Origin of the sequence: Paraburkholderia sp. J7, from assembly GCF_905220155.1 — a bacterium.
Lineage (GTDB): Bacteria > Pseudomonadota > Gammaproteobacteria > Burkholderiales > Burkholderiaceae > Paraburkholderia.
The window spans coordinates 204494-217231 of the sequence record NZ_CAJMYZ010000002.1; the positions used below are offsets into that span (position 1 = coordinate 204494).

The 12738-nt window shown below is 63.5% G+C and carries 9 protein-coding genes; 5 read left to right on the forward strand and 4 right to left on the reverse strand.

What is annotated here, in order from left to right; translation table 11 throughout:
• Position 1 precedes the first annotated feature (1 nt).
• From U5A58_RS04045 to U5A58_RS04055, 3 genes are all read left to right on the forward strand, one after another.
• Positions 2-3472 carry an ATP-binding protein gene (locus tag U5A58_RS04045; protein ID WP_321960388.1) on the forward strand — a complete coding sequence of 1157 codons (3471 nt, stop codon included), beginning with the start codon at positions 2-4 and terminating at the stop codon, positions 3470-3472.
• 233 nt (positions 3473-3705) lie between these two features.
• On the forward strand, positions 3706-4164 hold the full coding sequence (locus U5A58_RS04050; protein ID WP_321960389.1) for an H-NS histone family protein: 459 nt from the start codon (positions 3706-3708) through the stop codon (positions 4162-4164).
• Positions 4165-4273: 109 nt separating this feature from the next.
• Positions 4274-5071, forward strand: a complete 798-nt coding sequence (locus U5A58_RS04055; protein WP_321960390.1) for a sulfite exporter TauE/SafE family protein — start codon at positions 4274-4276, stop codon at positions 5069-5071.
• A 12-nt stretch (positions 5072-5083) separates the two neighbouring features.
• On the opposite strand, the gene U5A58_RS04060 is transcribed toward U5A58_RS04055, so the two are convergent.
• From U5A58_RS04060 to U5A58_RS04070, 3 genes are all read right to left on the reverse strand, one after another.
• A complete protein-coding gene (locus tag U5A58_RS04060) occupies positions 5084-6409 on the reverse strand; it encodes an MFS transporter (protein ID WP_321908584.1) in 1326 nt (441 codons plus the stop codon).
• 295 nt (positions 6410-6704) lie between these two features.
• Positions 6705-8108 carry a GGDEF domain-containing protein gene (locus U5A58_RS04065; protein WP_321960391.1) on the reverse strand — a complete coding sequence of 468 codons (1404 nt, stop codon included), beginning with the start codon at positions 8106-8108 and terminating at the stop codon, positions 6705-6707.
• Between the two features lie 299 nt (positions 8109-8407).
• Positions 8408-9379: an AraC family transcriptional regulator gene (locus tag U5A58_RS04070; protein ID WP_321960392.1), complete on the reverse strand. Its 972-nt coding sequence runs from the start codon at positions 9377-9379 to the stop codon at positions 8408-8410.
• 94 nt (positions 9380-9473) lie between these two features.
• Between U5A58_RS04070 and U5A58_RS04075 the strand changes: the two genes are divergently transcribed.
• The gene (locus U5A58_RS04075; RefSeq protein WP_321960393.1) at positions 9474-10307 is read left to right on the forward strand and encodes an oxidoreductase; all 834 of its coding nucleotides are present in this window, start codon (positions 9474-9476) and stop codon (positions 10305-10307) included.
• Positions 10308-10361: 54 nt separating this feature from the next.
• Here U5A58_RS04075 and U5A58_RS04080 read toward each other — a convergent pair whose 3' ends face one another.
• Positions 10362-11510, reverse strand: a complete 1149-nt coding sequence (locus U5A58_RS04080) for a branched-chain amino acid ABC transporter substrate-binding protein (protein WP_321908198.1) — start codon at positions 11508-11510, stop codon at positions 10362-10364.
• A gap of 400 nt (positions 11511-11910) precedes the next feature.
• Between U5A58_RS04080 and U5A58_RS04085 the strand changes: the two genes are divergently transcribed.
• Complete coding sequence (locus U5A58_RS04085) at positions 11911-12726, forward strand: intradiol ring-cleavage dioxygenase (RefSeq protein WP_321960394.1); 816 nt, start codon at positions 11911-11913, stop codon at positions 12724-12726.
• Positions 12727-12738 lie beyond the last annotated feature (12 nt).

Genomic DNA, 12738 nt, shown 5'->3' on the forward strand with positions numbered 1-12738 from the left:
AGTGCGTCTCAAGCAACTCGATTTAATCAAATACGGCAAGTTCACCGATACGACCTTGCCGTTTCCGCACGCGGCGTACGATTTCCACGTGATTGTGGGACCGAACGAGGCGGGCAAGTCCACGGTGCGCACGGCCGTTTCGGAGTTGTTGTTCGGCATGCGCCTGCAAACGCCGCTCGATTTCCTCCATGGCACGCCGGAACTGCGTCTTGGCGGCGTGCTGGAAAACGGCGCGGCCGAGCAGCGTTTTCACCGCGCGCGTGGGCGCAACTCGCTGCGCACCCCGCAGGACGACAAGCTGCCCGACGATTTTCTCGCCGCATTTCTCGACGGCGCGAGCAAGGAGTTTTTCGAGCAGATGTTCGGCCTCGATCATGCGCGGCTCATTGAAGGCGGCCGCAGCATTCTCGACGCATCGGACAAGCTCGGTCAGGTGTTGTTCGAATCGGCAGCGGGCGTGGGGAGCCTCGGGCCCGTGCGCGAGGAATTGGAGAATCGCGCGGCCGAACTCTGGGCCCCGCGGCGCAGCGGCAGTGCGTATGCACAGGCGGAAACGTCGTTCGCCGAGGCAACGAGCGAACTAAAGGTGGCGCAAGTGCGCACGCGCGACTGGGTCGAGAAAAAGGACGCGCTTGAAGCGGTCGAGCAGGCTATCGAGCGTTTGCGTGCCGAACAGCGCAGTCTCGAATCGCAGCGCTCGAAGCTCGAGCGCGTGCGTCGCCTCGCTCCCTATATAGAAGAGCTTTCTCTCAAGCAGAGCGAGTTGGCCGCATTGGGCGAGGTCGTCGATTTACCGCCCACCGCGTATGCCGATCTGTTGAAGGCACAAGCCGACATCGCCGCCGAGCGCAAAGTACAGGAAGCGCGCCAGCTCGATCTCGCCAGCAAGCAGGCGTCGCATGATGCGATCGAGCCCGATCGCGCGGCACTCGCGCTGGCCGCCGAAATCGACGCGCTCGACGCGCTGCGCGGCGAATGCGTCAATCATCCGCGCGAATTGCTGGTGCGTGAAACGGAAATCCGTAACCATCTCGACGCCGCATTCGCCGCTGCGGCGCAGCTTGGCTGGCCGGTCGAAGAAGCCGCGTTGCGCGCCGCGCTGCCCGGTGCACTGGCGTTGAAGACGGTGACGAACCTGCTGCGCGATCACGGTCTGCGTGAGCAAGCGCTCATGACGGCGCGCGAGGCGCACGGCGAACAAACGCGCAAGCTCGCCCAATTGCAGGAGCAGCTTACGCGCTTGCCCGGCATCGACGTGCCGCATGCGTTGCGCGCCGCGCTCGACGATGCGCGTGAATGGCGCAACAGCGTGACGAAGGAAAGCGCGCTCGAGCGCGAACTGGCGGATGCGCAACGCACGGTCGAAGAAAAACGCCAACTGTTGGGCCAATGGAGCCAGCCGGTGCAAGCGCTGCGCGCGCTCGACCTGCCATCGGCTACGCGCCTGGCGGCGCTGCAAAAGGAAGAAAGCGAACGCGTGAGCGCGGTCGCCGCCGCGCGAGAAGCGGCGGCGGCTGCGCAAGAGGATATCGAGCGCTTCGCGTTGCAGGAGACGCAGTTCACGCAGGGCAACAAGGTTGTCACGACCGCTGAAGTGCAGGCGGCGCGCCTGCGCCGCGATAGCGCGTGGAGCGAGGTCAAGGAGGCGCGCGTCAGTCTCGCGCAAGGCGCGCCCGCCGTCGACGACGCGATGCGGCTGGCCGACGAACTCGTCGACGCGCAACTCGGCACTTCGCAGGCCGCGGCCACCTTGCAGAATCTGCGTCAGCAAGTCGAAACCGCGCGTGCGAATGCGCAGCGCAAGCTTGCTGCGCTAAGCGAACGCGAGCGCGAACTCGAGACCTTTCGCAATGGCTGGACGCAGATTGCGAATGACGCACGCCTGCCAGGCATGTCGCTAGCGGACATGGGCGCGTGGCTGGCGAATCGCGAAGCGGCGCTCAATGCGCAGAGCGAAAGCGACCGCCGCGCGAGCGAGCTGGAAGCGCGTCGAGCGGCGCGCATCGCGGCCCATGCAGCGCTGCTCGTAACGTTGCGCCCGGTGGCGAAGGCAAACGAAGACGATGCGCTGACGACGTTGATCGGCGTGGCCGAAACCGTGGTGCAGTCGGCGCAAAAGAGCGCGGTGCAGCGCGAAGGTCTGGAGGCCCAGATTCGCGACGCTGAACACGCGAGCGAATCCGCGCAATCCAGATTGACGATTGAGCAGGACGCCTACACAAAGTGGCAGATGCAATGGCGTGAGGCGCTCGCGCAAGCGAATCTCGGCACGCGCGCCGCGACGCTCGCGGCGGCGGAAGGCGCCGTCGAACTTGCCAATACCATTTCGGCTGCTTTTTCGGATGCCGAAGTACCCCGCAACCGCATTCGCGCAATTCGCGCGCAATTAGAGACGCTGGAAACCGACGCGCGACGCCTGGCCCAGACGCTCGCGCCCGAAGGGCCTGCGTCGAGCGATGGCATCGACGTGGCGCGCCAACTCGCGGCGCGGCTCGCAACCGCGCGCGAAATGGCGAAATCGCTCGCCCAGGCCGAAGCCGAGGTGCAGGGCGCCCGCACGCGCGTTGCCGATGCCGCAGCGGCGGTGGCGGGCGCACAGGCGCGCATCGAGCCCATCCTGAAGCTCGCGGGCGTGAACGAAATCGACACGGCATTGCCGCTCGCCGAGCGCTCCGACGCTCGCCGCGCGTTGTCGAATGCGATTGCGGCCGCGCGGGACCGGCTCGTGCGCGAAGGCGACGGGCTTGCGCAGGAAACCATCGCCGCGGAAATCGCGGAGCAACCCATCATCGAGGTGCCCGCACTGCTCGCAACCGTGAACCAGCAACGCGAAGCGGGCAGCCGCGCGTTGAGCGAATGCCTGCAGCAACAGGTGAGCGCGAGGCAGGCATTCGACGCGATCAACGGCCAGGCCAATGCCGCGCTTGCGGAGGCAAAGCGCCAGGAAGCCCTGAGCGCCATGGGTGAAGCCGCGGAACAGTACGTCGAAGCCGCGACCGCGAGCCGTCTGCTCAAATGGGCAACCGACCGTTATCGCGACCAGAAGCAAGGGCCAATGCTGCGTCGCGCGGGGGAAATATTCAACGGACTCACGCTCGGTGAATTCGCGCGGCTAGTTGTCGATAACGAACGCAATCCGCCCGCGTTGCATGCGCGGCGCAGCAACGGCAAAACCGTGGAAGTGAGCGGAATGAGCGAAGGTACGCGCGACCAGCTTTTTCTCGCGCTGCGTATCGCAGCGCTCGAATTGCAACTGGCGAGCAAGGCGGCGTTGCCCTTCGTTGCCGACGACCTGTTCATCAATTTCGACGACGAACGCGCAAAGGCCGGGTTCGCGGCGTTACGGAATCTATCGGCGAAAACGCAGGTGCTGTTTCTCACGCACCACGATCACCTTTTGCCGTTGATTCGCGAGCTATTTGGCGATCAGGTCAATGTGGTCGAATTGCAGCGCGCACCCGCCGTCGCGTAGCGGCGCGAATGTGGCGTAATGAGAATTCATGGGGACCTGGTTTGCGAAACAATCAATAGTCTGATCAGGAAACATGTTTTTCACTGCAAAATATTCGTCTAAAATTGCCAGCATGCGTGATTTGACTTCATAATCACGCTGTCTTTCGCGACGCCCCGGCCGACAAGATCGCAATTCGATCGGCCAGTGATGGTTGAAGGGTGTCCGTAAAAACCGTGAATAAGGAGGCGTGAATGGTCACCCTGGATGCAATTCAATCGAAGATCGCAAAGCTGCAAAAGCAGGCCGAATCGATCGTGGAAAAGCAAACGTCGCTCGGTCTCACGAAAATTCGCGATCTGATGGCCAGGCACGGTCTGAGCGTGGCCGACATCGAACACTTCATCGGCAAGAGGCGTGGCCGCAAACCCGGCAAAGGCGCCAAAGCCGTTAAAGCCGCTGGACCGAAGCGCACCGTTGCGGCCAAATATGCCGATCCGAAAACCGGCGCAACATGGACCGGCCGCGGCCGTGCACCGGTATGGATTCGCGACGTGAAAGACCGTTCGAAATTCCTGATCAATGGCAGCGCAGCAAAACCGGCTGCCAAAGTCGCACGGAAACCGCGTGCCAATGCGGCAGCGGTGAAAAAGACCGTTGCGAAGCGCGCCAAGGCAGCAACCGCGAAAAAAGCTGCACAGAAGACCGCATAAGCGACAATCGCTTTGTGCACCCGGTGGCCGCTCCGGCGTTTCGACGCCCGCGGCCATTTTCACATGAGTAGCGCGAAACGACGCGCGCCCCTTGCCATCTTTGTCACCGATGTCCGGCCTATCTTTTTCCTCGGGCCTTCTCGCGCCCCATCTGCAGTCGCTCGACGTGCTTCAATTGCTCGGCATTGTGATTGCGCTCGTGCTGGGCGGCATGGTGAAGGGCGTGACGGGAATTGGCGTGCCGCTCGTAGCGATGCCCATCGTCACGCAATTCTTGCCGGTCAAGGAAGCGGTGCTGCTGCTGTCCATGCCGATCATTCTCGGCAATATTCCGCAGGCGCTGGAGGGGGGCGAAATGCTGCCTACCTTGCGCAATATTGCGGCGCCATTAATTGGCACCGTGATCGGCAATGTGATCGGAGTGTCGGTGCTGATCGCGCTCGAGCCGCATCACGCGCAGGCGGCTTCGGGCGTGGCGTTGATCGTGGCGGCTGTGCTTCTGCTTGTCTCGCCGCGCTTCAAACTCGCGCCTGCGCTCGCGAGGCCAGTGGGCTTCGCGCTCGGCTTCGGAGCGGCGCTCATGGAGAGCATTGCCGCCGTGCCGGGGCCCTTGCTCGCCATGTATCTGATCGCGTCGGGCGCCACGGGCCGTGCCTTCACGAAGCAGATCGCGATCATTCTCGTGGTTTCGGTCATCACGCTCATCACGACGTTCAGCCATGGCGGCCACGCCAATCTCGTCGATCTCGCGATTTCGGCGGCGGCCAGCGTGCCCGCCATCGCGGGCATGCTGCTGATTCGACCGTTGCGCGACAACCTGCATCCGCTCGCGTTTCGCGTTGTCGTGCTCGTGTGCGTGCTGGCCGCGGCCGCGCAAATGATCGTCAAATCACACGTGCTGTTTTGACGATCGCACTCGTTAATGGCTGATCGCTTCGAGCGAGAGCCCGCGCGTCACCGGCCCAAGCAAAATCATCACGATGCCCACGAGCATCGAAGCGCCGATGAACACCGCCACGCCTGGCACACCGTAATGATGGAGCAGGATGCCGATGGCGAGCCCCGCGAACGCGGCGGCAATGCGGCTCCACGAATACACGAAGCCGACGGCGCGCGCACGGATACGCGTAGGGTAAAGCTCGGCCTGATAGCCGTGATAGGCGTAGGACATCACGTTCGAAGCGAGCGTGAAGAGCACGCCCAGCACGATCAGGACGGCCGGTTGCGTGGCTTGCGCGAATAACGTAATCACAACCGCCATAATCAGCAGGCCACCGACGATCTGCGTCTTGCGCTCGAGTTTGTCCGCGAACCACACGCCGATCAGCGGTCCGAACGGATTGGCGATGGCAATCACAAAGGCGTACGCGAGACTTTGCGTGATGTGAACGCCACGGGCGATCAGCAGCGTCGGCACCCAGGCGGCAAAGCCGTAAAAGCCGATTACCTGCGCCATGTTGAAAATCGACAAAATGACCGTGCGCCGCAAATACGGCGCACGCAGCACTTCGCCAAGCGAGCCGCGCCCGGCCTTTTCCAGTGAGATCGGCCCGAGCGGCGGCAAAGCTGTGCCCGTTTCGGCGCTTACGCGGCGCTCGATGTCGGCCACGATCCGTTCGGCTTCGTCCTCGCGGCCATTGCGCGCGAGCCAGCGCGGGCTTTCGGGAATGTGACGGCGCAGGAACCACACCACTACGGCGCCGACCGAGCCGATCAGGATCACCACGCGCCAGTAGTCGAGACCAATCGGATGGGAGTCCTTGAGGATGTAGGCGAGAAACGCGACCACGGGCACCACGCTGAACGTGATGAACTGGTTGACCGCATAGGCGCGGCCGCGCTCGCCGCTCGGGATCAGCTCGGAAATGTACGTGTCGATGGTCACGAGTTCGATGCCGATGCCGATGCCGGCAATGAAGCGCCAGATATTGAGCGCCTGGCCGCTCGTCTGGAACGCCATGATGGCCGTACAGACGATGTACCAGATCAGCGACCACGTGAAGATGATGCGCCGCCCGAAGCGGTCGGCCACCTGACCGAACGCGAGCGCACCGACCCACAGCCCCGCGAAAGTCGAGAACACGAAGGTGCCGAAGCCTGCCACCTTGAGCGGCCCGAGGGCGGAAAAGAAGCCGAGCGACTCCGGCGTGAAAAGACCCGAATGGACCATGCCGGGCGCGACATAGCCGGTGAAGAAGAGGTCGTAAAACTCGAATACACCGCCAAGCGACAGCAGAATCACCATCGTCCAGACTGTGCGCGATGGCGGCAGCCGGTCGAAGCGGGCGGCAATTTCCGCCGATTTTTCAATGGACATCCCGATTCCTCATTACATTTTGAAAGCGTGTAGGGAGCAAAATGGGCATGCATCGAGGGATTTGCATGGGTTGCGCGCAAAGTATGCAAATGCCGAAACAGGCCATAGCACGCACTTTATTGATGCCGCGACGTGGAAGCACCTGGTTGAAACCCAAATGCGTTGTGCTTATCGCAACGGTGTTTCAGGCAATGGCACTAACGCCAACGCAGCAGGCAACGTTTCAGGCGACGCTCGCGCCTGCGTGGCTCACGCGGTTGCGGCCGGCGTGTTTGGCGGCATATAGCGCGGCATCGGCGGCTTCGATGAGCGCATTGGGGGACGACGCAACGATTGCGTCGCGGGTGGCGCAGCCCGCGCTCACCGTGACGAGGCCGCCTGCGGCGGGAGAGGGGATGCCGAGCTGCTCGACGGCGGCGCGCGCGCGTTCGGCAAGCGCCGCGGCTTCATCTGCGCCGGTATCGGGCAGCACCAGCGCGAATTCTTCGCCGCCATAGCGCGCGACGAAGCCGCCCGGCTCGCGCAGTGTGCTGGCAAGTGTGCTGGCAAGCGTGCTTGCGAGCGCGCCCGCCACGGCGCCGAGGCAGGCGTCGCCGTGCAGATGGCCGAAGGCGTCGTTGTAGTGCTTGAAGTGATCGACGTCGAGCATCACGAGCGAGAGCGGCCGGCCGCTGCGCGCGGCGCGCTCGAACGCTTCGCGGAACTGTTCGTCGAAATAGCTGCGGTTGTAGACGCGCGTGAGCGCATCGCGCGCGGAAGCGCGGATCAGCGTGGCGTGTTCTTCGGAGAGCTGGCGATAGAGCGCTGTCACTTCCCATACCAGCACGCACACGAGCACGCCAGGCGCGAACATACTGAACACGCGCGCGACATACCAGCCCACCGTGAAGCGCTCGATGCTGAGCGTATTGAGCGCGGCGTCGACGAGTGAGGCGAGCAACGCCACCACGATCCACAAATCGAGTACGAGGCGCAGCCGGCCTTTGAGCAACACGATCGCAATGGCGGCCAGGTTGAGCGCGCAGATCGCGAGGCCCGCGAGATTGTTCGCGATGGCCGAAGCCGGCGCGGCGCTCGCATCGTCGTAAAACGGCGATGCGAGATCGACGTGCGTGACGAGCACGCCCAGCAGGGCGGCGACCGCTGCGGGCGCGGCGATCAGCAGCCAGCCGCGGGCTTCGAGACGTTCGCGGGCGAACGGCGGGGCGGGCAGGCGCTTGCGCACGAGTTCGGCCACGATGACGAGCGCGGGAAAGCCGGCGTGCCAGAACACCCACATCCATGCGGCGCTATACGGCAGCGCGCCGAGCAGGCCCGTGCGTGCGAACACGCCAGGAAACATTAGCAACTGCAGCGCGACGGTAATAGCCGTGAACGCATAAGCGCCGCCCAGCGCAGCGAGCATGGCCACGCGCGTAGCCGCGAAACGTGCGCCCAGCAGGAAAGCCGCGATGCTCGACGTGGTGAACACCGTGAGCGCGCACATCGGCATGAACGGGGCGATGCCGGGCAAGGCTTCGCGCGCACGCGGCGCCGCGAGCGCGAGCGTGAGGAGAATCGCCAATGCGCATACGCTGGCGAAGAGCGCCTGCCTGCGTGTTGCCGGTCCGATCAGCAAGCCGTCCATGTGATGACTTTCGGGTTGATGCGCCGCTCGAGCATGGTGATCGTAGCGTGACAGCGTTTGGGGCCGGGTGTGGGGCCGGTCGCGTTCCGGAAAGCAGACAAATTCGACTGAAGCTATTGTGCGCCGATTCGGCTATACAGTGCGGCACGCATGCGCGAGCCCAGTGATATCGGGTTCTGGCTTTGGCCGTATCGACCCGGTATATTTCGTGTAATTTGTATGTAAGGATTGCTGATGATGCATCGCGTGTCGCGCGATCACCGCGCAGCGGCAATCCCGTTTGAGGACACCGATCAGAGTCAGTGCGACGCAACGTAAGTCGCGTCGGCGAACGGCGCCGGAATGGCAAAGCTTGCGCGCATGCGCTTGGCTTCGGCTGCCGGCGTCAAACCAAAAAGCCGCTTGAACTCCCTGCTGAACTGCGACGGGCTCGTGTAGCCCACAGCGTGGCCCGCTGCCTCCGCGCTCAGGTCCTGGCGGACCATCAACAGGCGAGCCTGATGCAGCCGCGTGGATTTCACGTACTGCATGGGCGAGACCTGGGTGATCGCCTTGAAGTGGCTGTGAAAACTCGGCACGCTCATCCCCGCTTCCTCGGCCAGTTGCATGACGTCCAATGGCCGCGCGTAGCCGGCGTGAATGAGGCGCAACGACTTCCCTATTCGGCCGAACTGACCTTTCATCGCCAAAGCCTCGCGCATGGAGCTTCCCTGCGCGCCTGTAAGCACGCGGAAATACAGTTCGCGCAGCAAGCCCTGGCCCAGCACGGCGGCTTCGAGAGGCCGATGCATTGCCTCGAGCAGGCGCAGCACGGACATCTGCATCGTGTCATCCATCGGCGTCGACATCATGCTTTGCGGCGCCTGCACGGGTTCCTTGATGCCTTCGCGATCGATCTGCGCCGCCAGTTCGGCGGCGAGGGCGAAATCGAGGTGGAGGTACAGCGCGAGCAGCGGGTGTTCCTCAGTTGCTTCGGTCTCCATACTGAATGGAACGGGCACGGACACAGCGAGGTAATGATGCTCGTCGTAGAGATAGCACTGGCCGCCGAAATAGCCTCGCTTGCGCCCCTGACACACGATCACGACGCCGGGGTCGTAGAGCACCGGCGTGCGTGAGAGCGGCCGGTTCGAGCGCAGAATGCGCACGCTCGGCAGCGCCGTGAGGTTGTAGCCCTCGTCGGGCGCCAGCGCGTGAAGCAACGCGATCATGCGCTTCTGGCTTCGTGACGAGCGCCCGGAATGGTTGGATGAGTCCCGCTTCGTGTTCATAGTTTTAGGCAAGAAAATGACCGGAATTGGGCTGATCGCGCCGCCCCGTTCAGACTAGTATGAACTTTTCAGACACCGTTCGGGAGCACCTTCAATGGCATCCACCAAAATTCTGCTGATTACGGGCGTGAGCAGCGGCTTTGGCCGCGCGCTGGCGCAAGAAGCACTGGCGGCCGGTCACACTGTCGTCGGTACGGTGAGGAGCGAGCAGGCGAAGCGCGATGTCGAATCGCTTTCGGCGTCTCGCGTGTTCGCGCGCGTGCTCGACGTGACCGAGTTCGATGCCATCGACGGCGTCGTGGCGGAAATCGAGGCGAGCGTGGGCCCCGTGGACGTTCTGGTCAACAACGCCGGATACGGTCACGAAGGCGTCATGGAGGAGTCGCCGTTATCGGAAATGCGCAGGCAGTTCGACGTGAATGTGTTCGGCGCGGTCGCCATGATGAAGGCGGTTCTGCCTTTCATGCGCGAGCGCGGGCGCGGCCACGTTCTGAATATCACGTCGATGGGCGGCTATATCACCATGCCGGGCATTAGTTACTACTGCGGCAGCAAATTCGCGCTAGAGGGCATTTCGGAAGCGCTCGGCAAAGAGGTCGAGCCATTCGGCATTGCGGTGACGGCCGTTGCGCCTGGCTCGTTTCGCACCGACTGGGCCGGGCGCTCGATGAGGCGAACGCCGCGTTCGATCGCGGCTTACGACGCGATTTTCGACCCGGTCCGCCAGGCGCGCGAGGAAAAGAGCGGCAAGCAGCTTGGGGACCCGCAGAAAGCGGCGCGCGCGATGCTCGCCGCCATCGAAGCGGACCACCCTCCCAGGCATCTCCTGCTCGGCAGCGATGCACTGGGGCTCGTCAGGTCCAAATTGGCGGCGCTGGAAGACGAAATCCGCACCTGGGAGAGTGTGACGGTTTCGACCGACGGTTGAAGCTCGATGGTTGAAGGGCGGGCCCGCCCGGAAGCGGCGGACCCACGTGGGCGATCAGAGGCCGCTGACCGTCTTGACCGTCACCCACTGGCCGTTCTTCACCTGATACACGGTAGACGAACCGTTCTTGAGCGAGCCATTCGGGTTGAACTCGATATGGCCGGTAATGCCGTCGAAGCTGATGCTTTGCAGCTTCGGGCGATAGTCGTCGGGCTTCGTCGAATTGGCCGCCTGCATCGCCTTGATGGCGGCCCACGCCGCGTCGTAGCCGAACGGCGCGTACGAGAGCACGTCCACGCCATACTTCTGCTTGAAGCGGTCGGCGAACTTCGCGCCGACCGGCGTGCTGTCGAGCGGACGGCCGTATTCCCACGCCATGGCGCCTTCCGACACATCGCCCGCGAGCTTCACGAAGTCCACATCCTTCACGCCGCCGCCGCCCACGTACTGCGCCTTGATGCCGAGCTGGGCCATCTGCTTCATGATGCCGGCCGCCTGCGGATTGAGGGCGCCGACGAAAATCAGATCGGGGTTTTTGCTCTTGATGTTCGTGAGCTGCGTCTTGAAGTCCGTCGCCTGGTTCGTCGTGTACTCGCGGTCGACGATGTCGCCGCCGTGCGCTTTCACGGCCTTCACGAATTCGTCCGCTTCGCCCTGGCCGAAGGCCGTGCGGTCGTCGATCACGGCGATGCGCTTGGCCTTGGTCGTCGTGACCGCATAGGCGCCCGCGGTGCCAGCGTTTTGCGCGTCGCTCGAAATCACCATGAAGATGTTCTTGAAGCCGCGGCCGCTGATGACCGGGTTCGTGGCGGCCGGATCGATGTCGGGCAGGCCCGCCTTTTCGTACAGCTCGGAAGCGGGAATGGTCGTGCCCGAGTTGAAGTGGCCGACAACGACCGAAACGCCTTCGTCCACGAGCTTTTGCGCGACTTGCACGCCCACACGCGGGTCGGCCTGATCATCTTCGGCGACAAGCTCGAACGAGACGGGCTGGCCGTTGATTTTGACGCCTTGTGCCTTGGCGTCGTCGAGGGCCATTTTCACGCCGTTTTCCAGGTCTTTGCCGTAACTGGCGTTCGGCCCGGTGAGCGGCGCGGCAAAGCCGATTTTGACAACGGTATCCGCGCGCGAGGCGAGCGGTGCAACAGCGAGAAGTGCTCCAACGGCAACTGCGATAGGGGTAAGAGTCTTCGCAAAACGCATGTTATTTCCTTTGTCGGCAAGCATGGGTTCACTGCTGTGGCGTGCATACCGGCCGGGCTCCCCCGCTTTTCGCGCCTTGCGCGGTCGGGGCGGCGGCCGGTTCACGACTCTCTTGTTCGCGTCGACTACGGGTTGGGCTCCTCCAGAAAGGCGTGGTATCGATCGAACCGCCCCGCACGACGAGCGCCGGGGCGAAACGCTGAAAGCGACTATAGGAAGCCAATATCGCTTCGTCTTGACCATTCGCGACGGTTTCCATGCGCATTTCTGCACAGCCGGTCAAATCGGGGCAATCAGGACAAATACGCCTGCCGGCGCGAAATAAGGCGTAATAGAAATGTAATCGTCATGCGCGCCGGGTCGGGTAGAGTCCCGCCATCACGCGCAATGCAGCACATCAATGACATCACGCCTGTCACGCCGGGAATTCATCAAACTGACGATCGCGCTCGGCACGAGCGCCGCGACGCTCGAAGCGAGCCCCGCCGCTTTGGCGAGCGCCCCGCCTTGCCGCCTCACGCCCGAGCAGGAAGTCGGCCCTTATTGGATCGACGGAGATCTTGTGCGCACGGACGTCCGGGAGGGCAAGCCGGGTGTGCCGTTGACGCTCGACATCGTGCTCGCCGACGCAAGAACGTGCGCGCCGCTCGTGGGCGCCGCGGTCGACATATGGCAATGCGACGCAATGGGCGCTTACTCGGGCTACACGAAAATGGCACTCTCGCCGCCGCCCGATTTCGATCCCAAGGCACCCGGCCGCCCACCCGCGGACTGGCGCGCCGGTCCGCCGCCCGCGCCGCGGCCCACTGACCGCGAGACTTTTCTGCGCGGCATTCAGCATACCGATCGCGCGGGCGTTGTCACGTTCCAGACTATCGTGCCGGGCAACTATCCTGGGCGCACCAATCACATTCATTTCAAGGTCCGCACGGCAAGCGCGTCGCATGTTTCGCATGTCGGCCAGGTGTTCTTTCCCGAGCCGCTGATGGTGACGTTGATGCAACTCGATCCGTATCGCGAGCACGCGATCCAGCGCACCACGCAGGGTGAAGACCCGGTTTTCGTCAATCAGTCCGGCGCAGCGATGATCGCTAGTGCGAGCCCGTTTGCCTTTGAGGGTCGCGTCAATGGTTTTCGCGCACGCGTGAATGCCGTGGTCGATCCCGATGCGCAACCGCAGGCGGTCGAACCGTTTCCGGGGCCGCCGCCGGGCTGAGTGCCCGGGCGC

Bases quoted from the DNA above. Each gene is read 5' to 3' on its own strand.
- U5A58_RS04075 (WP_321960393.1), top strand. From the start codon at position 9,474: ATGGCATCCACCAAAATTCTGCTGATTACGGGCGTGAGCAGCGGCTTT.
- U5A58_RS04080 (WP_321908198.1), bottom strand. From the start codon at position 11,510: ATGCGTTTTGCGAAGACTCTTACCCCTATCGCAGTTGCCGTTGGAGCA.
- U5A58_RS04050 (WP_321960389.1), top strand. From the start codon at position 3,706: ATGGTCACCCTGGATGCAATTCAATCGAAGATCGCAAAGCTGCAAAAG.
- U5A58_RS04060 (WP_321908584.1), bottom strand. From the start codon at position 6,409: ATGGTGATTCTGCTGTCGCTTGGCGGTGTATTCGAGTTTTACGACCTC.
- U5A58_RS04065 (WP_321960391.1), bottom strand. From the start codon at position 8,108: ATGGACGGCTTGCTGATCGGACCGGCAACACGCAGGCAGGCGCTCTTC.
- U5A58_RS04055 (WP_321960390.1), top strand. From the start codon at position 4,274: ATGTCCGGCCTATCTTTTTCCTCGGGCCTTCTCGCGCCCCATCTGCAG.
- U5A58_RS04085 (WP_321960394.1), top strand. From the start codon at position 11,911: ATGACATCACGCCTGTCACGCCGGGAATTCATCAAACTGACGATCGCG.
- U5A58_RS04070 (WP_321960392.1), bottom strand. From the start codon at position 9,379: ATGAACACGAAGCGGGACTCATCCAACCATTCCGGGCGCTCGTCACGA.